Annotated in this window: 25 protein-coding genes; 15 read left to right on the forward strand and 10 right to left on the reverse strand. The window is 35.9% G+C overall.

Going from position 1 to position 25,833, the window contains the following annotated elements; genetic code table 11:
* Window positions 1–612: fatty acid desaturase (locus KKG99_07285; protein MBU1012791.1), on the forward strand; the 612-nt coding region annotated here is incomplete at its 5' end.
* A 143-nt stretch (window positions 613–755) separates the two neighbouring features.
* Entirely contained in the window at window positions 756–1,874 is a 1,119-nt protein-coding gene (locus KKG99_07290; GenBank protein ID MBU1012792.1) for a P1 family peptidase, read from the forward strand.
* A gap of 78 nt (window positions 1,875–1,952) precedes the next feature.
* Here the strand turns inward: KKG99_07290 and KKG99_07295 are convergent, their stop codons facing one another.
* Window positions 1,953–3,482 (reverse strand): M81 family metallopeptidase, encoded by a 1,530-nt coding sequence (locus KKG99_07295; protein MBU1012793.1) that lies wholly within the window; start codon window positions 3,480–3,482, stop codon window positions 1,953–1,955.
* A gap of 86 nt (window positions 3,483–3,568) precedes the next feature.
* On the opposite strand from KKG99_07295, the gene KKG99_07300 reads away from it, so the two are divergent.
* The gene (locus tag KKG99_07300; protein MBU1012794.1) at window positions 3,569–3,787 is read left to right on the forward strand and encodes a hypothetical protein; all 219 of its coding nucleotides are present in this window, start codon (window positions 3,569–3,571) and stop codon (window positions 3,785–3,787) included.
* A gap of 16 nt (window positions 3,788–3,803) precedes the next feature.
* Complete coding sequence (locus tag KKG99_07305; protein ID MBU1012795.1) at window positions 3,804–4,565, forward strand: amino acid racemase; 762 nt, start codon at window positions 3,804–3,806, stop codon at window positions 4,563–4,565.
* Window positions 4,566–4,730: 165 nt separating this feature from the next.
* On the opposite strand, the gene KKG99_07310 is transcribed toward KKG99_07305, so the two are convergent.
* A complete protein-coding gene (locus KKG99_07310; protein MBU1012796.1) occupies window positions 4,731–4,982 on the reverse strand; it encodes a hypothetical protein in 252 nt (83 codons plus the stop codon).
* A 329-nt stretch (window positions 4,983–5,311) separates the two neighbouring features.
* The gene (locus KKG99_07315; GenBank protein ID MBU1012797.1) at window positions 5,312–5,785 is read right to left on the reverse strand and encodes a TlpA family protein disulfide reductase; all 474 of its coding nucleotides are present in this window, start codon (window positions 5,783–5,785) and stop codon (window positions 5,312–5,314) included.
* 329 nt (window positions 5,786–6,114) lie between these two features.
* Between KKG99_07315 and KKG99_07320 the strand changes: the two genes are divergently transcribed.
* Window positions 6,115–7,002 carry an Omp28-related outer membrane protein gene (locus KKG99_07320; protein MBU1012798.1) on the forward strand — a complete coding sequence of 296 codons (888 nt, stop codon included), beginning with the start codon at window positions 6,115–6,117 and terminating at the stop codon, window positions 7,000–7,002.
* Between the two features lie 93 nt (window positions 7,003–7,095).
* Here KKG99_07320 and purE read toward each other — a convergent pair whose 3' ends face one another.
* Entirely contained in the window at window positions 7,096–7,599 is a 504-nt protein-coding gene (purE, locus tag KKG99_07325; protein ID MBU1012799.1) for a 5-(carboxyamino)imidazole ribonucleotide mutase, read from the reverse strand.
* Between the two features lie 93 nt (window positions 7,600–7,692).
* Between purE and hpt the strand changes: the two genes are divergently transcribed.
* From hpt to KKG99_07345, 4 genes are read left to right on the forward strand one after another with little or no spacing between them, the layout of a single operon-like run.
* The gene (gene hpt / locus KKG99_07330; protein ID MBU1012800.1) at window positions 7,693–8,229 is read left to right on the forward strand and encodes a hypoxanthine phosphoribosyltransferase; all 537 of its coding nucleotides are present in this window, start codon (window positions 7,693–7,695) and stop codon (window positions 8,227–8,229) included.
* A 1-nt stretch (window position 8,230) separates the two neighbouring features.
* Window positions 8,231–9,232, forward strand: coding sequence for a GTPase ObgE (obgE, locus tag KKG99_07335; GenBank protein ID MBU1012801.1), 1,002 nt, complete (start codon window positions 8,231–8,233; stop codon window positions 9,230–9,232).
* 6 nt (window positions 9,233–9,238) lie between these two features.
* Window positions 9,239–9,826, forward strand: coding sequence for a phosphatase PAP2 family protein (locus KKG99_07340; protein ID MBU1012802.1), 588 nt, complete (start codon window positions 9,239–9,241; stop codon window positions 9,824–9,826).
* A 32-nt stretch (window positions 9,827–9,858) separates the two neighbouring features.
* Entirely contained in the window at window positions 9,859–10,395 is a 537-nt protein-coding gene (locus tag KKG99_07345; protein MBU1012803.1) for a flavodoxin family protein, read from the forward strand.
* 542 nt (window positions 10,396–10,937) lie between these two features.
* Here KKG99_07345 and KKG99_07350 read toward each other — a convergent pair.
* Both KKG99_07350 and KKG99_07355 read right to left on the reverse strand, forming a co-directional pair.
* Entirely contained in the window at window positions 10,938–12,584 is a 1,647-nt protein-coding gene (locus KKG99_07350; protein MBU1012804.1) for a hypothetical protein, read from the reverse strand.
* Between the two features lie 27 nt (window positions 12,585–12,611).
* The gene (locus tag KKG99_07355; protein ID MBU1012805.1) at window positions 12,612–13,184 is read right to left on the reverse strand and encodes a hypothetical protein; all 573 of its coding nucleotides are present in this window, start codon (window positions 13,182–13,184) and stop codon (window positions 12,612–12,614) included.
* Between the two features lie 26 nt (window positions 13,185–13,210).
* On the opposite strand from KKG99_07355, the gene KKG99_07360 reads away from it, so the two are divergent.
* Window positions 13,211–13,396 carry a hypothetical protein gene (locus KKG99_07360; protein ID MBU1012806.1) on the forward strand — a complete coding sequence of 62 codons (186 nt, stop codon included), beginning with the start codon at window positions 13,211–13,213 and terminating at the stop codon, window positions 13,394–13,396.
* A 133-nt stretch (window positions 13,397–13,529) separates the two neighbouring features.
* Here the strand turns inward: KKG99_07360 and KKG99_07365 are convergent, their stop codons facing one another.
* Together KKG99_07365 and KKG99_07370 are read right to left on the reverse strand one after the other, a co-directional pair.
* Entirely contained in the window at window positions 13,530–14,708 is a 1,179-nt protein-coding gene (locus KKG99_07365; protein ID MBU1012807.1) for a hypothetical protein, read from the reverse strand.
* 26 nt (window positions 14,709–14,734) lie between these two features.
* Window positions 14,735–15,970, reverse strand: coding sequence for a PQQ-binding-like beta-propeller repeat protein (locus tag KKG99_07370; protein ID MBU1012808.1), 1,236 nt, complete (start codon window positions 15,968–15,970; stop codon window positions 14,735–14,737).
* 437 nt (window positions 15,971–16,407) lie between these two features.
* Between KKG99_07370 and KKG99_07375 the strand changes: the two genes are divergently transcribed.
* From KKG99_07375 to KKG99_07385, 3 genes are all read left to right on the forward strand, one after another.
* On the forward strand, window positions 16,408–17,718 hold the full coding sequence (locus KKG99_07375) for a DEAD/DEAH box helicase (GenBank protein ID MBU1012809.1): 1,311 nt from the start codon (window positions 16,408–16,410) through the stop codon (window positions 17,716–17,718).
* A 253-nt stretch (window positions 17,719–17,971) separates the two neighbouring features.
* Window positions 17,972–18,544 carry a peptidylprolyl isomerase gene (locus KKG99_07380; protein ID MBU1012810.1) on the forward strand — a complete coding sequence of 191 codons (573 nt, stop codon included), beginning with the start codon at window positions 17,972–17,974 and terminating at the stop codon, window positions 18,542–18,544.
* A gap of 81 nt (window positions 18,545–18,625) precedes the next feature.
* On the forward strand, window positions 18,626–20,179 hold the full coding sequence (locus KKG99_07385) for a M61 family peptidase (protein ID MBU1012811.1): 1,554 nt from the start codon (window positions 18,626–18,628) through the stop codon (window positions 20,177–20,179).
* A 128-nt stretch (window positions 20,180–20,307) separates the two neighbouring features.
* Here the strand turns inward: KKG99_07385 and KKG99_07390 are convergent, their stop codons facing one another.
* Window positions 20,308–21,249, reverse strand: coding sequence for a LuxR C-terminal-related transcriptional regulator (locus KKG99_07390; GenBank protein MBU1012812.1), 942 nt, complete (start codon window positions 21,247–21,249; stop codon window positions 20,308–20,310).
* Window positions 21,250–21,409: 160 nt separating this feature from the next.
* On the opposite strand from KKG99_07390, the gene KKG99_07395 reads away from it, so the two are divergent.
* Window positions 21,410–22,156, forward strand: a complete 747-nt coding sequence (locus KKG99_07395) for a hypothetical protein (GenBank protein ID MBU1012813.1) — start codon at window positions 21,410–21,412, stop codon at window positions 22,154–22,156.
* A gap of 63 nt (window positions 22,157–22,219) precedes the next feature.
* Here the strand turns inward: KKG99_07395 and KKG99_07400 are convergent, their stop codons facing one another.
* Window positions 22,220–23,068, reverse strand: a complete 849-nt coding sequence (locus KKG99_07400) for a dienelactone hydrolase family protein (GenBank protein ID MBU1012814.1) — start codon at window positions 23,066–23,068, stop codon at window positions 22,220–22,222.
* Window positions 23,069–23,624: 556 nt separating this feature from the next.
* Between KKG99_07400 and KKG99_07405 the strand changes: the two genes are divergently transcribed.
* Entirely contained in the window at window positions 23,625–25,613 is a 1,989-nt protein-coding gene (locus KKG99_07405; protein MBU1012815.1) for a carboxylesterase family protein, read from the forward strand.
* Window positions 25,614–25,833 lie beyond the last annotated feature (220 nt).

A 25,833-nucleotide genomic window follows, 5' to 3' on the forward strand; every position in this document is an offset into this window, starting at 1 on the left:
AAAACTATTACGGTTGAGGAATATAAGAGTTACTCTCTCGGTAAAAGAATTTACTACCGAATCTATCGTAACCCGATAATAATCTTTCTTATAGCCCCTTTCTTTTTGTTTACAATTGCTATGCGTTTTCCGAACAAAACCCAATCCTTTAAATCCAAATTATACACACACCTTACTACCATTGGTCTTATTTTAGGCGTGATTCTTATCTCACTATTAATAGGATTAAAAACCTTTCTTCTTATTCAGATTCCGATATTATATTTTGCTTCGGTGGCAGGTGTTTGGTTGTTTTATTTACAACATCAATTTGAGGATGTAATTTGGGAACGTGACGAAAATTGGGATTACAAAATAATTGCCATGGAAGGCAGTTCGTACCTGAAGCTCCCTAAAATATTACAGTGGTTCTCGGGCAATATTGGCTTTCATCACCTCCACCATCTAAGTCCCAAAATACCAAATTACAATCTCGAAAAATGCATCCGTGAAAATCCAATTTTCCAGAAAGAACCACTTACTTTTTGGCCAAGTATCCGTTCAATGCGTTATCGTTTATGGGATGAAAAGAAACATAAATTGGTCAGCCTTCGCGAAGCATTGAGTTCCTAATAAAAATTCAATCATTCCAATTAAGTTGTATTCTTGTTTGGTATTTTTTCAACTGCCCATATTTTCAATTATTAAATAAATCCTTATCTTCCGATGATATTTACAATTATTCTAATTTGCCCTTTGAACATAATTCAATTATCATGAAAAATTATGCGTTTTCATTTATACTGATCGTTTTGGTAAACCTTTCTGTTTTTGCTCAAAGCAATCAAACAAGAGGCAGGATTTCTGAATTTGGGATTAAAGTGGGATATCTTGAAAAAGGTACCTTAAACATGATCACCGATGTTGAGGGGGTCAAAGTTGGACATCTTACTCTGAAAGAGAGAACGGACATCAGAACGGGAGTTACTGCAATTCTGCCACATGGTGGAAATATTTTTCAGGAAAAAGTTCCCGCAGCAATTTATTGTTTTAACAGTTTTGGGAAATTGGCAGGTTATACCCAGGTTCAAGAACTTGGCAATATAGAGACTCCAATAATTCTGACAAACACATTAAATGTAGGAACAGCTATGGAAGCTGTTGTTAAATACACGCTCGAACAAAAAGGGAATGAGAATGTACGTTCTGTAAATGCGGTTGTCGGGGAAACGAATGATGGGTATTTAAATGATATAAGAGGTCAACATGTGACTCGCGAACATGTTATTCAGGCGATAAAGTCAGCTGTTTCGGGCAAATTTGAAGAAGGATGTGTTGGTGCCGGAACCGGAACAACTGCACTCGGATTTAAAGGTGGTATTGGGTCGGCTTCCAGAAAAACGATTGCCATTGATGGAAAACAATATACGGTTGGAGTGTTACTACAATCTAATTTTGGACGGGAACTTTACATCAATGGAGAACCTGTAACAACAAAAATTAAGAGTAACAAAATCAATAAAAAGGAAGATGGATCATGCATGATTATCATAGCAACGGATGCTCCCTTATCGACCAGAAATTTAGAAAGGTTGGCAAAACGTGCTTTCATTGGAATGGGAAAAACAACCAATGTTATGTCAAATTCATCAGGAGATTTTGCCATTGCATTTTCAACGGCTTACCACATACCTAATGATAGTAAAAGTAATTTGTATGATTTACCACCATTGTTTTTGAATGACGCAATGACAACATTATTTCAGGCCGTGGAAGAGGCTACTCAGGAGGCTGTTTACAATTCATTATTCATGGCGACTACAACTACAGGCTTTGGAGGTAATACTGTAAATGCAATTCCTATCGAGCAGGTTTTGAAGATTATCAATAAATAATATTTGAAATATTATTCTGAAATTAAAAAGCATCTTGATCCTTAAATCCAAGATGCTTTTTAATAAGAAAATTAATGCTTATTTCTTTTGTGATAATGGATAAAGATTGTCAGGAATATTTTTATAATCAATTGTTGTCAGATCGGCCGGTCCCAAACCGGGAGCATCAACTTCAATGATAGCACCGGCTAAACCGTTTTCATAAAACCCTCTTCTAAAATGAACCCTCGATTTTAAAACAATAATATCAAGTGATTTAATATCGATGCCCAGTGTTGTGAATATTCTGGCATCTGTTACTTGATTTAGCACAGGTGTTAAAATAACCCGATTGTTCTCCCCAAATTTCACAACGGCAACTTTGTCGGATCTTCCTAATTTATCAAAATACTCCAGTTGTCCTTTAATGTGAACCGGTTTGCCTGCAAATTCATCTTCGTAACCTCCTATACTAAGTTCAACTTCATCGCCTACATTTTTTCCCTGCTCAGTTAATTGGTTTATTGCTTTGATATCAGAAATGGTTGCCATGCAAAAGTTTTTCGCATGTTGCTTAATCAATTCGGCCAAAATATGGCTTGAATTTCCTGTTCTGTCGCTATGATCGGCAACAATAACAGGCGTTTTTCCTTCTTTCACAGCTTCAATACTCAATCTAACCCCTTCTTCGGTTTTGGGTAATTTTTTACCTGCAAATTCAAACCTTCTCATCCAGATGTAATTATTCATTTCATCAGCTATTTTATCTGCACGTTCCTGATCGTTATTTGTAATTATCATGATCGTGGCACCCACATCCGGAACGTCTGCATAGGCAAATCCAAAAGCTACCGAAACATAAACACCTGGATATTGTTCTTCGATGCGACGTGCTTTCTCCATGATTTCCATGGCAGGCGAAACACCGGTTCCCTGAAAAACACTGGGGGTGATAATTCCGGGTTTACGAGTGGCCATGGTAGGTTTGTATTTACCATTGAGGGTTAGGTTCATCAAGCGTGCCAGGCGTTCACCTTGCAGATAGGCATCATAATGAGGATATCGCTTGATGATTAGAACAGCATTAGCTACATCCGTTAGTTCATGATCTTCATTGGCATGTAAATCGAGGGTGACAAAAATTGGGATGTCGCCTACAACTTTTCTCAGTCGTCTTACGATTTCAGCTTCCGGCTTTGGAATTCCAGTAACAGCCATGGCTCCATGAAGTGATAAATATAGCCCATCAAAGGATCCTTTTTCTTCAAGGTCCTTGGCCATCAAAGCAGTATATTTATCGAAAGCTTCCTGGGTAATCCAACTACCTGATGAACCTCCTTTTGAATCACGTGGGGAAGTCAAACCAATCAATTCTAAATCTTCGAATTCAGAAGCTTGATTCACAAACCCTTCGATATAATCACCCGCCGCCAAAACTTCTGCTCCTTGTAGCGGAGGACCATAGTATTCAAATTCTTCAATTCCGGTCGGGGCTGGACAAAATGTGCAGGTTTCATGAGAGAAAGTAGCGACTCCAATTTTGAATTTTCTCGTTTCCTTTTCATTATCACAGGAAAGAAGAAAAAAAGGAAGAAAAATTAGCAGGATTTTAATACTTGTTCGGATCATAATCGAAATAATTAAGTTTGTAAGTTGTTGGAATAATAACTGGAAATGTTAAATTTAAACATTGAAAATTAATTTATAATTTAAAAATGAAAAAGTTCAGTACTAATTTAGGAATTATTTCTATTCTCATTTTTCTTTCGGTTAGTTTCTCGAACTATTCCCAAAAATTGACTTTGCATGGTAAACACTTGAACCATGCAACCAATGTTGAGGAAATAGGATATAATCAGGGTGTTGTTGATTATTCAGCACGTAATTTAGCAAGTGAAGCTGAATTTGAAACATTACTTAACCTTATATTTTAAGCAAGAGAACAGTAAAATGAAGAAAGGAATGATTGGAATAGTGGGAGGAATGGGGCCAATTGCAGGTATCGATCTCTCTAGGAAAATAGTAAACCAAACCATAGCAGGAAGAGATCAGGATCATATTTCTCAAATATTATATTCAGCATCAGAACGAATTGGCGATCGTACAGAATATATTCAGGGAAAAATTCAAGAAAACCCTGCTTATGCTATCGCAGATATTATTTTGAGCCTTGAATCAATGGGTGCTACTGTTGTTGGTTTGCCTTGTAATTCGGCTCATGCTACAAATATTTTTGGTGTAATTGTGGAAAAATTAAAAGAAAGACAGTCTGAAATAATACTGTTACACATGATTGAAGAGGTTGGCAAATTTCTAAAAACCCAGTTTCCAACAATTAAAAAAGTTGGCATTCTTGGAACCGCCGGAACCTACCAAACCCACCAATACAAACAAATTGAGAAATTCGGATTTGAAGTACTGAATGTTTCGGAAACTATGGTTGAAGAAGTTCATCAATCCATTTATCATCCTGTTTATGGAATTAAATCTGTTACAGATAAAATTAGTGAAGAATCGCTGGTCATTCTATATTTTGCATGTAATTTCTTAATTGAAAAAGGGGCAGAGGTAATTGTTTTAGGGTGTACTGAGTTTCCCCTTGCATTTCCGGAGAAAAATTTTAAAAACATCCCACTAATTGACACTACTTTGGTTTTAGCCCGGGCATTAATTAAAGTGGTTGATCCAAAAAAATTAAAAAGTTGGGAATAACATAGTTGCTCCGGTTATCCTTAATTCTATCAATTGGATAATTCGTTTGGTTTTTCAAGTTTTCAGAACAAGAGGTTTGATGATATTGTTTTATTTATTAATCTCGATTCGTCTTTACAATCCATACAAAGCTGATCCTGTTTAGCCCTGACGAACCGACTTTTTCTATTTCCTATTGCAGGTAAGTTTATAAGCGGGCCTCCAAGTTGCCCCTTTATCAACAGAATTTTTTATATCCATCATAAATGCATCCGGAGTAATGTTATAAATGCTTAGCTGAAAAAGTGCCGCATTTGATGATGTTTGATCAGCCATGTGCCATGTATTATTTTTGCACGGAGCTTCAACCTTAACATTCCAGCTCCCGGCTAAAAATGCCAGTTTTTGTGTAAATGTTATCGGCCCGATGATTGGCATTATGAGATTATTGTTCTGGACAGACATGGAAATATTAAAACAGGTTTCGACAAAAATAAATATTTGATTGCGGGACCTTTATGTTTTACAGGAGATGTAATTGCAACTGAAATCATATTACCACCGGTTTAACAATGCGATTACATCATCATACAAGACACAGGTGCGTATACCCTGAGTATGTGGTCGAGATATAATAATCGTCAAATTCCGAAAGTTATTGGTTATTTCGATGAAGGTGAAACATTTGAAATTCTTCGTAAACGGGAAAGCCTCGATGACCTGTTGGTTTTTTGCTGTTAAAAAAGTTTGTTAAATTTAAAATCAGCTTATAGTTTAAGTAATTCTTCAAATATTTCGTTTTCCTGTCCCGGTGCATACCCCGAATTCCGATAAACGATCTTACCATTGTGAACAATCATCAAATAGGGAACGCTGCCAATATTTAAATTTCTTTTCAAATCCTGATTCGTATCAAACAAGATTTCATAATTCCATCCTTTACCGTTTACCAAAGGAATTACCCTGTCAATAGTTCTTGAATCATCTATCGAAACAGCAATGAGTTTAACTTTGGTTTTTTCCTGCCATTCATCATAAATATCATTAATCTCATCCAATTCATTAATGCACGACACACACCAACTTGCCCAAAAACTTACAATAAACAAGCCTTCTTTGGTAAGCTCTTCAACATTAATTTGTTTACCTTGTGTGTTTTTTAAACTGATAGATGGTATTGCGATCTGTGCATAAAGATTGCTTGTAATGACTATTAAAATAACTAGAATTATTTTTCGCATCTATTTCTATTTAGTGATAAAAATCATTCGTAATTGCGGTCGTGTTTATTAGGTGATTAGCTTCAATTACCCTTCTAACAAAGATATTGTTTTATAATTTACACTTCGAAGAAATACTACTTTAATGTATCTTTGGCCTCAGAAATATTACTCAATTCAATTGATAATGATCGGCAAGTTTAAAATAATAATTTCACTTCTAATTCTGGTTTCAGCTTTTTCTTGTACTAAAAAAGAAACAGAAGAGGTAATAAGTTCAATAATAATTTCCACTAATCATACCCTTATTGATTTGGGGGATACTTTTTCCTTTAGTTTAAAAGACAATTTTGGGAATCCCATTTCTTCAAATTTTAGCATCTATAATAAATGAGATTGCTGTTTCAGTGTTGACTTATCAACCAACAACTAAAGGTACATTTTCAGTTTATGCAAAATATGGAGATTTAAAGAGCAATACTTTAAATTTGATGGTTTTGGGTGATTCACCGTTTAAGCAAAAGGTCCTGGTTGAAGATTATACCGGAACCTGGTGCGGGTGGTGCCCCCGATTAGCCAAGGCAATCGAGATGGTTGAGGCGCAAACAGTGAATATGGTACCTGTAGCTATCCATTGTTCAAGTGGTTTGGCATATGATCCATTTAACTTTTCCGACAAAAACATACTATTTAACGCATTTGATATTTCAGCATTTCCGACTGCCACGATAAATCGCACTGAGAAATGGGAATTTCCTGAAGATACTCCCGGTGGGGTATATCAAGTTGTAAAAAAACTACAAAATAAAGCATTGCTTGGTGTTGGAATAAGTTCAGCTTTAAGTAATGGTGAGTTGAAAATTGATATAGAAGTAGGATTTCTCATTGATCAAACTGATTTGAAATTAGTTGTTTATCTATTGGAGGATAAATTACCCTATACGCAAGTTAATTATACATCGCTTTATGGAGGAACTAGCTCAATTCCAAATTTTGAACACAATCATGTATTACGCTATTGCCTGACTGATTTGTTAGGGGATGCAATACCTGCTGCCGACTCAAAAGCTGATCGTACTTATCAAAAGGCATTTAGTTTTTCGGTTGCCGGTTCAAATCTCAGCAATTCGGCAAATATTCGTTTGGTAGCCTTTGTGGTTAATGGGACTTCAAAAAATGCAATAAATGTTGAGGAAGCCAAGGTGAATGAAACTGTGGGAATACAGATACCGTTTTAATAAAATTTCGAAACTTGACTTTGCTCAAATTCCCATAAAAAAAGGCTCCACCATCGGTAGAGCCTTTTTGCAAGTAGTAATTAAGGATTTATACTAAACTTTGAATTTATACTTGATTGCGGCCAGTTCTTCATTGGCTTTTACAATCTTGCTCTTAAGGTTTTCTTTATACTGAACGGTTTTGTTAAATAATTTTTCATCATCAGTTGCCAGGATCTGGGCTGCTAATATAGCAGCATTTAATGCTCCATCTATTCCTACGGTTGCAACCGGAATACCGGGAGGCATTTGAACAATCGCCAACAATGAATCCAAACCATCCAGGCTTGCATTGATTGGTACACCAATAACCGGAATGGGGGTCATGGCGGCAATTACCCCGGGTAAATGAGCTGCCATTCCTGCACCAGCAATAATCACCCGTATCCCATTTTTATGGGCGTTTTTAGCAAAAGCCTCCACTTTCTCAGGTGTGCGATGTGCCGACAGTGCGTTTAATTCGAATGGGATTTCCATTTCGTCCAGAAATTTGGCAGCTTTTTCCATAACCGGTAAGTCGGATGTACTACCCATAATGATGCTTACTTTTGCTTTCATGAATTATATTGGTTTGTTGAACTTAGAACAAAAATAAACTTTAAATTCCAATTCTATATCTTATCAGCTATCTTTGTTCGATAATTTTTAGTAATGGATATCATTCAGGTAAAAGATAAAAAGTTTAGTCCGTTTATCAAATCGGATCAAATTGAACTTGCTGTTCAAAATATTGCAGATCAAATAAATGTTGAGCTTAAGGACAAAAATCCTTTATTCATCGTTGTTTTGAATGGTGCATTTATGTTTGCTTCCGATCTGTTTAAGAAAATTACCATTGATTGTGAACTTAGTTTTGTAAAACTATCTTCATATGTTGGCACTCAAACTACCTCTACGGTTCGAGAGTTAATTGGCTTGGATCGGGTTTTAAAGGGACGCACGGTTGTGGTGGTTGAAGATATTATTGATACCGGAATTACCATGGCGCATACTGTTCCTTTGCTTCACCAGCTTGAAGCTGAAGATGTGAAGATTGCAACTTTGTTGTTTAAACCAGCAGCTTTTCAAAAAGATTTTAAAATAGATTATATCGGGCTTAATATCCCCAATGATTTTATTATCGGCTATGGATTGGATTATGATGGTCAGGCAAGGAATTTACCTGAAATTTATAAAATTGTAAATTAAGATGGGAAATTCGAATTTTGTTGATTACGTAAAGATATTTTGCAGATCGGGTAATGGAGGCAAGGGTTCTTCTCATTTCCGACGCGAGAAATATATTCCAAAAGGAGGCCCTGATGGGGGAGATGGTGGGAGAGGAGGGCACATTATCTTAAAAGGAAATTCACAATTATGGACCCTTTTGCATTTGCGTTATACCAAACATATTCATGCCGATCATGGCGAAAGTGGAGGTAAACAACGAAGCCATGGTGCCGACGGTAAGGATCAATTTATTGAAGTACCACTTGGAACAGTTGCCCGAAATGCAGAAACCGGAGAAGTGATGGGTGAAATAACTGAGCATGCGCAGACGATGATTTTATTTCAGGGAGGAAGAGGTGGATTGGGCAATGATCATTTCAAAACACCTACTAATCAGGCTCCAAGTTATTCACAGCCGGGAGAAGACGGATTGGAAGATTGGGTGATACTTGAACTAAAATTATTGGCCGACGTCGGTTTGGTCGGTTTCCCGAATGCCGGAAAGTCAACGCTTTTATCTGTTGTTTCTGCTGCAAAACCCGAAATTGCCGATTACCCTTTTACCACGCTTGTTCCTAATTTAGGTATCGTTTCTTATCGTAGCAATCTTTCATTTGTTATTGCCGATATTCCGGGAATTATTGAAGGAGCGCATGAAGGCAAGGGTTTGGGATTGAGGTTTTTAAGGCATATCGAACGAAATTCGATGTTACTGTTTATGGTTCCGGCCGATTCTAAGGATATACGAAAAGAATATAAAATTCTTTTAAACGAATTAAAGCAGTTCAATCCTGAATTGTTGGATAAAGAACGATTATTAGCCATTACCAAATGTGATATGCTGGATGATCAACTGATCAAAGAAATGAAAAATGAACTTCCAAAAATTAAAACTATTTTTATTTCATCCATTAGTGGATTGGGATTAACCCAGCTTAAGGATGAAATTTGGAAATTGTTAAACCATGCACCAACCGAATAAATAATAATGTTAGAGCTAATAAAAAGTTGGGATACGCAAGCTTTTTTGGCGATAAACGGAAGCCATAACAGCATTTTCGATTTTTTGATGTTCTGGGCGAGCAACAAACTCATTTGGGTTCCACTCTATTTGTTTTTCCTGTATCTGCTCATTAAAAATTATAAATGGAAAACGATCGGTATTTTTATATCTGTTATTATTTTAATTGTTTTAAGCGATCAGGGATCTGTGCATTTATTTAAAAATGTATTCCTCCGATTAAGGCCCTGTCACGAACCACAACTTGAAGGCCTGGTACATTTGATCAATGGCAAGTGTGGCGGACAATTTGGTTTCATTTCCTCGCATGCTTCCAATACTTTTGGACTCGCAGTTTTTTTAATCCGGTTCCTTAGTAAAAAGTATCGTTATTTTACGATCCTGGTTTTGCTTTGGGCTGCAATGGTAGGCTATAGCAGAGTTTATTTAGGGGTTCATTATCCGGGAGATGTAATCGTTGGAGCTGCTTTTGGGAGTTTGCTGGGTTATGTTGTTTTTTGGTCGTACAATTTTCTAAATATTAAATGGAACACTGAGCGAAGTCGAAGTGTGTAACTACAGGGTGTCACCCCGAATAAATCTTGCATATGCAAAGAGTAGAATTCATTATTGGAAGTCCCAGGAAAAGAGGAAATACTGCTGTATTGACTGAAGCACTGAACAAGCAACTGGATAAAGAAAAATTTACTTCCAATTACAGCTTTTTATATGATTTTGAGATTAAAGCCTGCACCGATTGCAGGGGCTGTAAACGTGGCAACCTGACCTGCATCGTTGAGGATGATATGCAGGAATTGTACAAGCGAATTGATGCGGCAAATATAATTGTTTTTGGTACTCCTATCTATTGGTTTACCCCCACTGCCAAAATGAAATCATTGCTCGACCGTCTCCGCCCGTACTACGGGGGAGATAAATTAGCCAACAAAAAAATGGCGATTTTGCTTCCCGCCGGTGTGGGTGAAAAAGATTGTGATCTGACCATCGAAATGTTTAAACGCATGGCTCGCTCACTTAAATTAGAATTTATTGAAGCCGTTACTTCTGAAGCTTACGATATTGGGGATGCCAAGAAAGATGAAAAGGCTATGATAGCAATAACTAATTTGGCGAAAAGATTTTAAACATTGTGTGTAGGCAGGAAAATCTGCCATGTCAGGGAGTGGCCTCGCCTTAGGCGAGGGGAAGGTTTGGAGCGGAATCTTTTGCCTTTTTGGTTCTTTTGTATTAAGACAAAAGAACAGTAATAAGTCAAGAGAATGAATTTATTGTTTTAGGCATTAAAAAATTGTAATGTTCATTTTCTTTGCTCGTCCAAAGAAAACAGACCAAAAGAAAGGACGCTTTTTCTAAGGTATTTTTTGTACTCCGTACAAAAACCAGATTTATTTTTCTAAATTTCTTCCAAGGCTTCAGAAATTCCTAACGAAAAATAAATCTTATACTGCAGAAAAAGATTGTTTTCGATTTTGTAATTTCTTTACATAATTTTACTTGAGATAATCAAACACCTGCAAATTTATCACTTATGATCGATACCTTTCACCCTTCGATACTGAATCTACGAAACAACTCAGGGTGCATTATGTATTAGGCATTGAGTATTTCAAGAAGTGAAAAGCTTGTGCTGAACTTGTTGAAGTATATCGAAATGCTCTGTGAATTATTAAAAAGAAGTATTTAAAGTAAGTGTGAACCCTGTTGATTCAGGTACCACCCTGCAAATCCCACCCAAACATAATAATCCTCCTCTTTGCCTGCCGTAACCCAATGAAATCCTGACTTTGCCTTTTGAATAATTGCCGCCAAAGTTGTAGAAATGCTTTTTGTCTAAAGCCTCATCATTGCCGTAATTATACATATCTGATACAAATACCGAGAATCTTGAAGAAAAATTGTATTCGTAAGTAGAGGCTGCCCAATTCTTTTTGTCATCCTTTGTCCATAAATGTTGTACAATAAATTTCATAGATTTGCCAGCATTTAATTTCAGGATGGTTTCAGCTGCAATAATCGTGAAATCAACCTTCCCTGTAGTTTCTTCAATGTATTTTTTATTATAAAATGAATTGATAAAGGTAAAAATGGAGAAAGTTTTTGTGGTCCATTTCTTTCTGACCTCGAAATTAAGATCCTGAAAATACTTTTCTCCAAATTTTAAAGATGTTGAATTATACGATCGGTTTTGGATGTCATAAGTTGCCTTTAATCCATGCCAACGAGAAAAGTTAATGGCCAAATTGGTTCCGTATTTCCCTCCCAAAGCACTTCCTTTTTTGATCTGATAAAACAAATCAAATTGGAAACCAATTTCACCCGATTTGGCAAGCGGGTTAAAGCTTAGTTTTGATTGGGTTTGGTAAATATAAATATTGGCAAGTCCATAGTCGTGCTGTTTAGTTAAACTTGGCAGATAGTTGATGATTGAACGATTGTAGATGTTTCCTGCGTCTTTGCGGCTGGAATAAAAATTCATATTCTCCAGTCTGCGAAATGCTGCATTGATGCCAAGTCCTGACTTTGAATATCCCATATTTAACAATAATGCATTTCCTTTAAATACTTTTTCGGGGATGATTTGCCCCAGCTCAACAAGGGCATCATCACCTTTCCGGACATATTCAAACGTTGAGTAAAGATTGTTTTTGTTAAAGCTTATTCGGGATGAGTAAGAATGTGTCGTGCCGGCTGCTTCCATGGTTGGTCGATCCCAAACCAGGAATCTCACTACATAACTAAATCCTAATTTCAAGGAGTATGAATCATGTTTAAAAAGTTGATTGAGTCCGATTTCAGCATTCAATCCGGCAATGTTTTCTTCGGTAACTTCGAAACCCAATCGCTGATTACCATAAATTCCGGTAAGTGTTATCGGTTTGAATGGAGTGAATCTTATCCGGCCTCCTCTTAACGCATTATTAATTCCCAATTGCCGGTCTTCCCATAGTCGCAAAATAAGTCCACTTCCAAATTGCTCATAAAAATATCCGGCTGTTAATTCAAGGTTTTCGAGTTGGTATTTGAGAAAAAAGGTTGCCAGGCCAAAGGTTTTATCCAGTTTCGGATCATAATTTAAAAGTGCACCAGGGGCATAAGATTCGAACTGAACACCAGCAAAAATATTTTTATATTGATAGTCGAGTTTTAGATAATTGTTTGATCGGAAATAATCCTTAAAGTCAGGGGCAAATTGATTCTGATCCTTCGAATACCATTGAATGTTAGACTCAAAACCTCCGGTTAATAAACCTTTATTTTGTGAAATGGAGATCAAAGGAAGGATAAAAAACAGGAACAAAAAAAGCCTTCTCATCGTTTCTATAATTCTTGATTATTTAGCCTATTTTAACAAATCCTTTAAGCCTGCTGTACTTATATCATATCTGTAAACTGTTGATGCATCGCTGTCTGCCATACTCAGATCTGCAATCACCTTTAAAGGAACGTCCTGAGTTAACATTAATTTAAGTAAGGCCTTATCCTTATCTATCATTCTGTTATTGGAAAAATACTGTTTAACTTGTAAAACCGCTCCATTTTCAATTTTAACTTTTAAATTTATGGATTTACCATTCGGTAATTCATCTTCCAGATCGCTATAATCATAGAACATCGTATAAATTAATGAATCCTTGATTTGCATTTTCACTGTTATATTTGAACCGGTTTCTACCGAATTCGTCATCGTACCTTTAAATTGAACATTCAAAGTATATTTGCTTTCAATTTTGTCTCCGAATTCATCCAGGGCATGTATTTTTTTCCAGTCACTCTTAATAGCCTTGATTTCTTTTACGATAGAATCTGACTTAGTATCCTTAACTGGTTGGGGTTTTTGATTTGAATTACTACCGCAACTTACAATTAACATTGCTAAACCTGAAAATAAAACAAGTTGTATTATTTTTCTCATGACTATCTGTTCATTAAAATTTGCAAATGAATTTACAAATTTTAATGAAACTAATCCATCTTAAAAATAAAATCCTGAATATAAAATTACTGGATATGGAATCCTTCCATACAAAAAGAGGGAAGGTTTTTCAGGCATCCGATCTGTCAAATACTAAACGAATGAAACTCCCCACCGCAGAGCAACGGGGTATCAATTGGATTAGTATTTAATTTTTTCGCCACAAGCCCGCCTGCGGCCAGCAGGTTAGTCTCATTCATCCCGATAGTGCAGCGTATCGGGATTCGTTCAACTTAGAATTTTTATAACGCTAGCACTTATAAAAATTTAGTTTCACGAATAAAACTATTTTCTGCTGTAACTCAATTTATAGGCGGGCCTCCATGTTGCCCCTTTATCAGCAGAATTCTTTATTTCCATCATAAATGCATCCGGAGTAATGTTATAAATGCTTAGCTGAAGAAGTGCCGCATTTGATTCAGCATCATTATATTTAACACTGGTATTGTCTGCCGTAAAAACACCATCAACAAAATTACCTTCATATAAATCACTACTCGATGAAAATCCATTATAGATCGTGAGTCGGTATTTATTTCGCTCCTGATAAAAGCTATAGTTGATAATCATTGATTGAACGTAGTACTCGCTAACGCTGATGTTTTGTTGCAAATTATTTGTTGCTATAAATTGAGCATTTGATGATGTTTGATCAGCCGTGCGCCATGTATTATTTCTGCCCGGAGCTTCAACCTTAACATTCCAGTCTCCGGCTAAAAATGCAAGCTTTTGCATTTCATTGCTTTTGGGCATTTCAAAAATACTTTCATCGACTGATGCATTTAGCTTAATATTTTCGATTACCAAAATCCTGTCGCGTTGACCAAACATGCGCTCTACAAAAAAGGGGATTACCAAACCGTTCACTTCCCTGAAATCATCAAAAAATGACTCTGCCGATACACGCGACCCGAAATCAACCCAATCGGAAATTGATTTAACCTCAAGATAAGTTGCTTTATTCAGGTACCAAGTTTCTACTAATCCATTGGATCTGGTTAGTTTCAAAACATAAGTATCAACGCCATCTATCTTCGCTTCACCAGCATATTCTACTTTCCTCCCTTTTTCTTTGTATTTGTAAAAAGGAGAAAAGAATTCAGCTTTTTGCTGAAAAACATTGTCTTCAACTTTGTTCAACAAACGTGGAAATGTGAAATCGTGCCATGGATCGATAGTCCAGCCAGACTTTCCATTGAAGGCTTCTTTGACTTTATGCTGCCCGATTTGTAAATCGCTGTAATAAGCTCCGGTATTTGTTTTTATTGCATACCATTCGTTCTCTTCACTAAAAGCCGTAAAGCGTGCATTTATTTCCATCGATTTAATAGCATCCCATTTCTCGGCACCTCCATGGGCTTGAATATGTTTTGCAATTATGTCGTCAACATTTTGGGCGTTTGCAGCCATTGAAATGCAGAAGGAAATAATCATAAGGATTGTGTAATGTTTAATGAACCTCATTTTATCTTGTTTTTAGGGTTGAAGATTTATTTTAACTTAAAGCAGGCCATTTCGGTTTGATTCCTCAAATAAACTTTACCATCAGTGTACGAAGGAGCAGTCCATGTGATACTTCCACTAATTGCCTGAACCGAACCCAATTCCTGATAAGCATCAGGACTTGCTTTGGCAATTGCTAAATTACCTTTATCCGATAAAATAATCAATTTGTCATCAACTAAAATCAGGCTTCCTTTTCCGAAGCCCCTTTTCGACCATTTAACTTCTCCTGTTTCGGCAGAAATACATCGCAATGCGGCAATATGATATCCATAAATATAACCGTCATGATAAACACTGGTCATAAAGTCATTTTTCATTTCACTCCCTCTTAATACTTCTGTGACTTTATTGTTTTCAATTTGTATAATGACAAATCCACTTGAAATTTGTGAGAGAAATAATTTGTTAGGTGCCATCAAAACAGGCATCGCAATTGGAATCGAAAAAGGTAATTGGTAGGTCCAGATCGTATCTCCTTTCGCATTATACGAAGACAAAGTTCTGCCATTCACAAAAATATATTGATTTTGTCCTTCAATACTCATTAAAAGTGGTGAATTATAACCTGCCGGACCGGCACCATCGTCCCAAATAACATTACCATTACTTTTATCAAAAGTCATAAATGTTTTGCCACCAACTCCACCAACTTCCATCATTACATTATTCTCGACAAGAATTGGAGAGCATGCATAACCCCAACGCGGTCGGGTGCTACCAAATTCCTTAACAAAATCATGTACCCAAATTAGCTTGCCATCTTTTTTGGTTCTAGCCGAAAATTTTCCCAATCCACTCAAACAATATATGTGTTCTGCATCAATGATTGGCGTTGATCTTGGCCCATCGCCCCATCCATCGATTTCAATATAAATTGAATCGACCTGGGTTCTCCATATTTCATTTCCGGTTTTTTCATCATAAGCAGCCAAATACTCAAATCCTGATGTACTGTCAATTTTTTCACTAAACATGGTATATATGATGCCATCTGAAATTATAAGTTCTGAAAATCCGGAACCTATATTTTTCTTCCACAGCATTTCAGGTTTTGAGCTTACCCAATCCTTTTCTGTTAACTTTTCGGTTGATGCTCCGGCCCTGTATTGCCCCCTGTATTGTGTCCAACCTAAGGTTGGTTCTGTCTGTGAATAGCCTAAGGCAATCATTCCGAATATAAATAAAACAGATAGGCAAAATCGTGTATTAATATTTCTCATAAGCGATGTTGTTTTTGATTAGTTTAATAATACTTATAGTGAGACAAGGATTATCAGATGAATAATTTAGGGCCCAATTAAGTTTGTGTAAATTTGCGGATAAGTTCTAAGAATTGGAAATTATATTGCATTAATTTTTAAACAGATTTATAAAATTAGTAATGAATTGTTATGTAATAAGTCCTTAATTATATGGAACATCGATATAATTAATAATTTGCTTAATTCCTGTACATCAAATTAGGAATGCTAAATTTCAAACAATAACAACTGATAAAAGTGACTTCTCTTCCACTTTATAGTGTTTTGAAAAGACAAAAATCCCTTAACTTTTGAACTTCTGAACTCTTGAACAGATTATATCCTGTATATGCTTAATATTAAAACTCCATATATCCAAACAATTAAGCTACCTTTGCCCCCACTTAAAAAAATACATGACATTTAAAGAATTAGAATTAATTGAACCTATACTTCAAGCCCTCAGCGCTGAAGGATATACACAACCAACTCCCATACAAGAACAATCAATCCCGATTTTGCTCAGCGGAAAGGATTTATTGGGTTGCGCCCAAACAGGCACAGGAAAAACCGCAGCTTTTGCAACTCCGATTTTACAGCATCTCTATTTGGATAACAAACCAAACAAAGGTCCCCGCAAAATTAAAGCCCTTGTTATCACCCCAACCCGCGAACTGGCAATCCAGATTGCGGATAGTTTTACAACTTACGGGAAGTTTACCGGAATTAAAAATACGGTTATTTTCGGAGGGGTAAAACAAGGAGGGCAAACAACCGCTCTTCGCCAAGGCGTTGACATACTTGTTGCCACTCCCGGAAGGCTTTTGGATTTGATGAACCAGGGTTTTATCAATCTAAAAGACATTAAATATTTTGTTTTAGATGAGGCCGACCACATGCTCGACATGGGTTTTATACACGATATCAAAAAGATCATTGCCAAATTACCGGAAAAAAGACAATCCCTTTTCTTTTCGGCAACCATGCCACCCGACATCGTGGCTTTATCAAGGAAGATTCTTGGAAATCCGGAAAAAGTGAGCGTAACACCCGAACAAGCGACTGCTGAAAAAGTAGTTCAAGCAGTATATTTTACGGGCAAGAAAGGAAAACCAAAATTGTTGGTACACTTACTTCAAACAGAAAAAATAGATTCGGTTTTAGTTTTTTCACGAACCAAGCACGGAGCAAATAAGATAGTGAAAGAGCTTATCAAGGCGGATATAAATGCCGAGGCCATTCACGGAAATAAATCGCAAAGTGCAAGGCAATTGGCATTAAGTAATTTCAAGGCAGGAATCACCAATGTACTTGTTGCAACCGATATTGCTGCCAGAGGCATCGATATTGATGATATGTCGCATGTGATTAACTACGATTTACCAAATATTCCGGAAACCTATGTTCACCGAATTGGAAGAACAGGTAGGGCCGGATCCAGCGGAATTGCGCTATCTTTTTGCGATATGGAAGAGCGGGCATTTCTGCGCGATATTCAAAAATTAACCGGACAGAATATTCCGGTTATAAAAAATCACCCTTTTCCTGATGATGGTACGGATGAACCAAGTCCGAAGCAGGGAAGGCAGCAAAGACCCAGACAACAATCGAGACCTGCAGCACCTACTGTTAGAAGCAGAGGTAGCCGACAACAATCGTGGGCAGCAAATCCAAACCATAAAAACAGCCAACAACGTCGGAGACCTACTTCGTGGAAGGAGAGTTAAGCAGAAAGATTTTAATAACTTTTCTAATTTTCAATTTATTATATAAGGGCGTTTTTTGAACAAGCCATTCATCTTTATTCAGATGGAAAATGAGCTTGCTTGCACTAAACATCAGGAACTTCAATATAATAATTGCGCAATTAAGGTTCCAAAACAAAAATTATCAATAATTTAGATAAAGAAATTGCATCATATTAATGTGATTCCTTTCTGTAAGCGCAATTATGCTAAACTTTTATCTAAATAATTAAAAATGAAAAAATTATTTCTTCTTGGTATTTTATTTTTGGCAGGTATTCATAGTTTTTCGCAAAAAACAATAAGCTGTGTTATAAAAACTGAGTTTGGTGATATTTTTATTGAACTATATCCTGAACAGGCACCCGTTACTGTAAGTAATTTTATGCGATACGTGGACAACGACCTCTATAGAAATACTAAGTTTTTCAGGGTTTGCACTCCCGAAAATGAAGCTGAACGTGATATAAAGATTCAAGTTATTCAGGTTGATGAGATATCCGCAGAAAAAATGTTTGACCCGATACCTATCGAAACAACCCAACAAACAAAATTGTTGCATAAAAACGGAACACTTTCTATGGCCAGAGCAGAGCCAAATTCAGCACAATGTAGTTTTTCCATTATTATTAACGATCAACCTGAATTAGATTTCAATGGAAAGCGGAATCCTGATGGACAAGGTTTTGCTGCATTTGGACAAGTTACCAAGGGAATGGATATTGTTCTTAAGATTCAAACTCAAGCTAATGTAAATCAAATATTAGTTAAGCCCATTCTCATATACAATATCCAACGAATGGATTAAACCTATTATAATCATTGAAAAGTTAAGTATCATTTAATTTGACTAAATTATATTTCTATTAATAACAAATCTCTAAATCGGATGAAAACAAGAAGAATTTTATTAGGCATCCTCATTCTGTTTTCTGCTTTTTATCAAACATTACAGGCACAATCAGATAAACCGACTTTACATTATACCCTTTCTATGCCGCAGCCAGCTTCGCATCGATTTCATATGGAACTTCAGGTAAAAGGTTTGACTCAGGACACGCTTTTTTTGAAAATGCCAAATTGGATGCCGGGCTATTATCAGTTAATGCATTATGCCGATGACGTTGAAAATGTTTCTGCCCGGGATGAAAATGGAGAAACCATCCCAATCAATAAAATAAACAGCAATACATGGTGTATTACAGGTAAAAAGGACAAGCTTTTTATTTTAAGCTATGATGTTTCAACTAAAAGACAATTTGTTGCCAACAGTTTTTTGGACAGTACGCATGCCTATATTGTTCCTGCAAATAATTTCTTATACATCGATGGCATGCTTAATTCTTCGGTTTCAATTAAAATTGATAAACAAATACATCCACAATGGAATATAGTAACCGGATTAGAAATAGTTCCTGGAGAACCTGACGAATTTACAGCTCCGGATTTTGATATTCTTTACGATAGCCCTTTTTTAATTGGGAATTTAGAAGAGCTTCCTTCATTTACAGTAAAAGGAATCGAACATTGTTTTATTGGTTATAAGATTGGGGATTTTGACCATGAATTATTTATCTCCAATCTAAAGAAAGTTGTTGAAGCAGCAGTTGAAATATTTGACGATATCCCTTACAAAAAATACACTTTTATCGCCATCGGACCCGGTCGGGGAGGAATTGAACACCTTAATAATACTACCATTAGTTTTGATGGCAACGGGATTAAAACCAAAGAAGACATCAACAGGATGATGAATTTCATAGGTCACGAATACTTTCATCACTACAATGTAAAACGCATTAGGCCTTTTGAGCTTGGACCTTTCGATTATGATAAGGGAAATAGAACCACCCAGCTTTGGGTTAGCGAAGGCTTAACCGTATATTACGAGTACATGATTGTAAAAAGAGCCGGATTGACAGATGAACAGGCATTTCTAGCCGATTTCGAAGGGAATATTAACGCAGTTGAAAATAACCCGGGTAGATTTTTGCAGTCCTTATCGCAATCAAGTTATTATACATGGGATGATGGTCCATTTGGAAAGAAGGGAGAAACTATTTCTTACTATGATAAAGGTCCGGTTGTAGGTTTGTTTTTAGACCTGGCCATCCGAAATGCAACTCAAAACAAAAAATCACTTGATGATGTGATGAGTTTAATGTACTGGCAATATTATAAAAAACTCCAACGTGGATTTACGGATGCCGAATTTCAGGAAGCTTGCGAATCGATAGCCGGAATTTCACTAAAAAATGAATTTGAATATATTTATACCACAAAAGAGTTGGATTATAACAAATATTTAAATTACGGCGGACTGGAAATCACGAAAGTAAACACAATAGAAAATCAAAGGAATTCGGTTAAATTTAAAATAAACCGACTGGAAAATCCAACTCCCTTGCAGTCGGTAATATTAAAATCATGGTTATCTGAATAAAGTCAGTGGATTTAATGAACAATCAAAGAAAAAGCTGGAGTAATACCTAGGTTGAATTCTTTACTTCACTAATTTGTTTTATTCTATTTCTTACTTGGCAGTTAACACTATGAATAGCTTCTATTTCATTAAAGATGTTGCCGGATAAAATTCACAAACTGAACTCTGTTTTTAAGTCCCACTTTCTTGTAAATATTACTAACGTAATTCTTAGTGGTTTGCAATGAAATAAATAATTTCTCCGAAATTTCCTGATTGCTTTTTCCATCCAATAAAAGAAATACTAGTTCCTTTTCTCTGGATGTAAAATGATAGGTTGTAAATACTTCTTCCAAATCCATGTTATTATTAATTACAGGGATGATTTTAAAATCTTCTCTCCTGACATATAAATATATCGAGGGAATGAAAAGAGCGAGATAATATGATAAGATGATTACGTGTCGCCAAACTCCAATACTAACAGGAATGATTGATAGAAAATTCCAGAGAAAAAACCCGGAGAAAAGGATAATAATGAATTTCCCTATGGCTAATTCATTTTTTTTCAATCTTATTGATTTATAATAGGCAAAAAGGAGAAATGACAAAATAATGGCAGGAATAATATAGGTGTACATTTTTATCATAAAGTACCCTATGAAACTTTCGGTTTTTTCTAAACGGAAATAAAACCCCAAATATGAAAGTATCGTGAAAATAAATAGCAACAAACTAAAAACCAAATAATACACCTTTTTAAAGTGGAGTTTTAACATCCCATTTATCGTTCGGATTAAAAAATAGACCGAAAAGAGCGCAGTTGGGAGGCCAATCAAATCCCAAAAAATATGATAAATAAGATCGGCGGTAGTAGAAGAGATGCCGGGAACGAGAAGCAAAACCCAATTAAAGATGATCCAATCACAAAAACCAGAGGTTACAGCACACACCAGAAAGAAAAAAAAGTAGTTTAAATAAGAAGCATTGTTTCTTCTGCTTAACCAAAAAATAATACCAAGTGAAAATCCACCAAGAATGAGCGAAATTAAGTTGATTAACGAAATAATTAAATTTGCTGGTTCTACCATAATGTCTGGCGAGTATTTATTTAAGTTACTAAAGTACGTATTTTCATAAAAGGTACTTTAGTCATCTTGTAAAAGTTTAAGGTATTCGATAATATTGCTCCATTCAAAATTGATCCTGTGTTTTATAAAGGATCTATTAAAAAAATTAACTAAAATCATAATGATGAAACGATCAAAGATAACAAGAAAAATATTTCAGTTGCTGCTGCTAGTATGTATTACCCTAAGTGTAATTAGTCAAAATGAAAACATTGAAATCACCAAGGCTGAAATTATTAAAAATGCATGGAAAGCTATGTTTGGCAAGCTGAAACCTGACGAAATTAAATCTATTTATGTTGAAAGCTATTTTCATGGAAGTAAGGTTCCCAATATAATGACAGTAAAACGACCCAATCTTTTCAGAAATGAAATAAGTGGTGGTGGAGTGATTGTTTTTGATGGCAAACAAGCGGCCTGGGCCCAGCAAACAAATGATAAAAATGGAAATCCACGGTTTCCGGAAATGATTGATACTGCATCCTGGAGGCATTTTGAAATTGATATTGCACTCATATTCCCTGCTTTTTTTGAATATCCGTGTGAATTGAGGGGGCTTAAAAGTTTTGAAGAAACTAATGCTTATGAACTTTATGTTGAACTACCCCTGGGTGGAAATGTCAGCTATTTTGTCGATGATAAAACCTTTTTGGTTACAAGAAGGCTTGTTAGTTGGAGCGGAGATCCAAAGGAAAAATTATGGGAGAACTTTATCACAAACTATTTAGATTATAATGGCATTTTATTCCCTGATGGATATAGTTTTGAGGGACGTGAGGGTATTGATAAAGGATTATTTAAAAATGTAAAATTCAATGTTAATCCAAAGGATGAACTATTTGAAATTCCTAAGGAATTAAACAAGTAACTGTTTAATGAAGAGTACACTATAACACAAGCATGTATTCAATGTGCTGAATGCGTGTACAATTTAAGTCCCAAGTTTTTCTTTAAAAAAATCGATGGTTCTTGACCACGCCAGTTTAGCTGCTTCCGGATGATAGCGGCTTTCATTGGTATCATTATTAAAGGCGTGCTGCGCCCCTTCGTAAATAAATATTTCGTATTCAATTCCCGCATTTTTTAACGCTTCTTCAAAAGCAGGAATTCCGGCATTGATTCGTGCATCATCACCCGCATAATGTATCATCATTGAAGCTTTAATTTTGGGAACATCTTCAATGGCAGGCTGACTGCCATAATAAGGAACCGCAGCTTTTAATTCAGGTGAATTTACTGCAACATGATTGGTCATGGCGCCACCCCAACAAAATCCGGTACAACCTACCTTACCTGTCGTTTGCGGATTGGTTTGTAAATATTTCACGGCAGCACTGAAATCTTTTTTGGTTTTTTCGTAATCGATTTTCTGGAATAAAGGACGGGTATCCTCACCTGTATCCGGAGTTCCTCCAACCGGGGATAAAGCATCGGGTGCAATGGCAATAAATCCTTCAAGTGCCATTCGGCGTGTAACATCCTTAATGTGTGGGACCAATCCCCTGTTTTCATGAATAACAATTACTGCCGGAAGTTTCCCTGCACCCTTTGGTTTGGCCATATAAGCCATCATCTCTCCACTTTCGCCCGTGTAGGTAATCATTTCGGTTTCCAAACGAGGATCATCTTCTGAAACGATCTGAGCTCTGGACATTGAAGGAATTCCGGTTAATACAATTGCAGCACCTCCTGCGAGAATTGCAGATTTCTTAAGGAATTCACGACGATCGATTCGACCGTTTTGAAAATCCTCAATACAATTTTTTAGTTTTGGATCCATAACTGATTTTTAAAAATGGTGAAAGAAGAAATAAAAATACAATTTTTTCGTTCGAAATTTTATTTTTTTGGAAAGAATCGTAGGAATTGAAATAGCTATTTATAGAAATATTCCCAGAAGATCTTTATCTTTTCTTTTCCATTTCCATAATAGGAATTATTATGTTTACCTTTCGAAGGATGCGGGTTAAAAAATATAAATTAGAGTAATCCTTTTAAAGAGCGAGAATTGTAATGGGATCAGATCCTGCAGAAAGATTGTAAAAACAATTTCGCTTAATGTAAAGATGACATTCAGCTAAAGCCTACCTTAAAATTGTTACTTCAAACTGATTAGCATCAGGGCCATGACCTGAATACCGAACCAAGCTGAATATTTTAACCTTTATTATCGCAGATATACTGCTGTTAATAATAACCCCCTAATTATGGTTAATTATTATGATAATTTGTTGCTCAATTTTCTACTTTATGATTTATAAAACAAATAGAATTAGCTATATTTAGCTACTCATTGGGTTTAATCGGATTCCATGAATTATTGATTTTCATTATTTATGAACAAGTTAATCATAATATTTGCAGCTACTCTACTTGTCTATTCATTATCTGCCCAACCCTACAGATATGCCCATAAAATTTTCGAAAATGTGGGGATAAGCGAAAATGTGGTTTACACAAATGCAGCACAACTCAATGCTGGATTCTTCCTCACCTATAATAACGAAAGCAGTACTACCAAGGTAAACTTAAGAATGGATATTTATCAGCCTTTAGAAGACACGGCTACAAAACGACCTGCCATTATTTTTGTGCATAGCGGCGCATTTTTACTGGGAAATAAATATCATGACGACATGATGGCTTTTTGTGATACGTTTGCTTTGAGAGGTTATGTTACGGCTTCTATTGATTATCGACTTGGCATGAATATTCTGGATGATGCCAGCACCACACGCGCTGTTTATCGTGGTTTACAGGATGGAAGAGCTGCAGTTCGCTTTCTTCGTGCAAATGCATCCACTTATGGAATAGATTCTACCAGGGTTTATATGCTAGGCAGCAGCGCGGGTGGATTTATTGCATTACAAAGCATTTACATGGATGATGCAGCAGAAAGGCCGACTGAAGCCGGCACTTATCAATTTAATGATCCTCTGGATTTTTTCCCGCCTATCAACCAAATTACTGCACCTGATTTGGGAAGCTACGATATTGGAAATTATTTGGACAAAAATGGCAAACCAGATGCTGTGATGAGCCTATGGGGAGCTATTAAACATCCTAGTTTAATTACTGCCGATGATAGTGTCCCGGTTTTTTTAATTCATGGAACAACTGATCTTACCGTTCCTTTTGGGATTGGATATCCTTTTAATGTACCTATTTTCCCCCCTACATATGGTAGTTTTGAGATTCAAAAAAAACTAGATGCATTAAATTTCTCGGCTAAGGACACCTATTTTGTTACAGGAGCGGGTCATGAATTTTATGGTGTTTTTAATGGCAACTGGATAAATGGAACAGGTGGAAACGCTTATTGGGATAGCATCGTAAACAAAGCGATAAGCTTCTTTTACCAACAACACAAACCCCATGCATATTTCAGTTTTACTCATAATAACTTAACGTTTTCTTTTACAAATTCTAGCTCAAATACAAATTACTGCTTATGGGATTTTGGGGATGGGTTCACAAGCACTGACATAAATCCTGTTCATCAATATGCATTGGCAGGCATCTATCCGGTAAAATTATATATTGAAAATGAAATTAAAAGTTGGGATACGCTTAGTTATTTTGTTGAAGCAACCAACCCCCCGACTTTTATGGTTGCCTTTAATATAAGTGATGGAAATGAGGTCATATCAGGTGCTCAGATAACGATAATCAATCAGGGTATATTAACTGATTCGAATGGATATGCAAGTATGGAACTGGTAAATGGCACCTATCCTTTTATCGTATCAGCAAATGGATATATTGAAGTGTTGGATACGGTTTTTGTGGATGGGAATCCTCAAACCTTGAATATTTTTATGACAAAAATTCCCACACCGACGTATGCAATTACCTTTTATGTGGGCAACGAAAGCCAGGCCATTTCAGGCGCAGATATTGATATTAACGAACAAGTTTTAATTACCAACGATAACGGTACTGTGAGCATTGATTTAGAAATGGGAACCTATCCTTACACTGTTTCAGCAAATAGTTACGAAAATTATACAGATACACTAATTGTTAATGGTATTTCAAGAACAGTAAATATTCTTTTAACCATCAGCACAGGGCTTAATAAATTTGAAAAGACTTCTTATAATATTTATCCAAATCCGGCAAATGAATACATAAACATTTTGTTACCAGGCGCCATTAAGCAATATCATTTTCAATTGGTAGATATTAGCGGAAGGGTTGTTTATTGTCAAAATATTTTTATAAAAAAAGCAATAATTAACCTTTCTGGGATTAAGCCAGGGATATATTTTATGTTCCTTAAAAACAAAGAGGAAGTTTTTGTTGAAAAATTGATTATAAAATGAAGCATGCCTTATTGACAGGACTAAAAGCCTAAGAAATCATATTCCAAGATTAATTTTATTGTTGAGATTTCTCACTACGCTATCAATGACAAACGAATGCTTCGATATTAAGGGGTGTGTCGTCCTAAAAAAAGTTTACAGATTAAACATTTAAAGTTACTGATTTTTTATAATAGTTTTTCCATCTTCTTTTTAGTTTTCCTGATGTTAAATGTGCTTG

The sequence above is a fragment of the Bacteroidota bacterium genome (genome assembly GCA_018816945.1).
Lineage (GTDB): Bacteria > Bacteroidota > Bacteroidia > Bacteroidales.

Bases quoted from the DNA above. Each gene is read 5' to 3' on its own strand.
- KKG99_07290 (MBU1012792.1), top strand. From the start codon at position 756: ATGAAAAATTATGCGTTTTCATTTATACTGATCGTTTTGGTAAACCTT.
- KKG99_07295 (MBU1012793.1), bottom strand. From the start codon at position 3,482: ATGATCCGAACAAGTATTAAAATCCTGCTAATTTTTCTTCCTTTTTTT.
- KKG99_07300 (MBU1012794.1), top strand. From the start codon at position 3,569: ATGAAAAAGTTCAGTACTAATTTAGGAATTATTTCTATTCTCATTTTT.
- KKG99_07305 (MBU1012795.1), top strand. From the start codon at position 3,804: ATGAAGAAAGGAATGATTGGAATAGTGGGAGGAATGGGGCCAATTGCA.
- KKG99_07310 (MBU1012796.1), bottom strand. From the start codon at position 4,982: ATGCCAATCATCGGGCCGATAACATTTACACAAAAACTGGCATTTTTA.
- KKG99_07315 (MBU1012797.1), bottom strand. From the start codon at position 5,785: ATGCGAAAAATAATTCTAGTTATTTTAATAGTCATTACAAGCAATCTT.
- purE (MBU1012799.1), bottom strand. From the start codon at position 7,599: ATGAAAGCAAAAGTAAGCATCATTATGGGTAGTACATCCGACTTACCG.
- hpt (MBU1012800.1), top strand. From the start codon at position 7,693: ATGGATATCATTCAGGTAAAAGATAAAAAGTTTAGTCCGTTTATCAAA.
- obgE (MBU1012801.1), top strand. From the start codon at position 8,231: ATGGGAAATTCGAATTTTGTTGATTACGTAAAGATATTTTGCAGATCG.
- KKG99_07340 (MBU1012802.1), top strand. From the start codon at position 9,239: ATGTTAGAGCTAATAAAAAGTTGGGATACGCAAGCTTTTTTGGCGATA.
- KKG99_07345 (MBU1012803.1), top strand. From the start codon at position 9,859: ATGCAAAGAGTAGAATTCATTATTGGAAGTCCCAGGAAAAGAGGAAAT.
- KKG99_07350 (MBU1012804.1), bottom strand. From the start codon at position 12,584: ATGAGAAGGCTTTTTTTGTTCCTGTTTTTTATCCTTCCTTTGATCTCC.
- KKG99_07355 (MBU1012805.1), bottom strand. From the start codon at position 13,184: ATGAGAAAAATAATACAACTTGTTTTATTTTCAGGTTTAGCAATGTTA.
- KKG99_07360 (MBU1012806.1), top strand. From the start codon at position 13,211: ATGAATTTACAAATTTTAATGAAACTAATCCATCTTAAAAATAAAATC.
- KKG99_07365 (MBU1012807.1), bottom strand. From the start codon at position 14,708: ATGAGGTTCATTAAACATTACACAATCCTTATGATTATTTCCTTCTGC.
- KKG99_07370 (MBU1012808.1), bottom strand. From the start codon at position 15,970: ATGAGAAATATTAATACACGATTTTGCCTATCTGTTTTATTTATATTC.
- KKG99_07375 (MBU1012809.1), top strand. From the start codon at position 16,408: ATGACATTTAAAGAATTAGAATTAATTGAACCTATACTTCAAGCCCTC.
- KKG99_07380 (MBU1012810.1), top strand. From the start codon at position 17,972: ATGAAAAAATTATTTCTTCTTGGTATTTTATTTTTGGCAGGTATTCAT.
- KKG99_07385 (MBU1012811.1), top strand. From the start codon at position 18,626: ATGAAAACAAGAAGAATTTTATTAGGCATCCTCATTCTGTTTTCTGCT.
- KKG99_07390 (MBU1012812.1), bottom strand. From the start codon at position 21,249: ATGGTAGAACCAGCAAATTTAATTATTTCGTTAATCAACTTAATTTCG.
- KKG99_07395 (MBU1012813.1), top strand. From the start codon at position 21,410: ATGATGAAACGATCAAAGATAACAAGAAAAATATTTCAGTTGCTGCTG.
- KKG99_07400 (MBU1012814.1), bottom strand. From the start codon at position 23,068: ATGGATCCAAAACTAAAAAATTGTATTGAGGATTTTCAAAACGGTCGA.
- KKG99_07405 (MBU1012815.1), top strand. From the start codon at position 23,625: ATGAACAAGTTAATCATAATATTTGCAGCTACTCTACTTGTCTATTCA.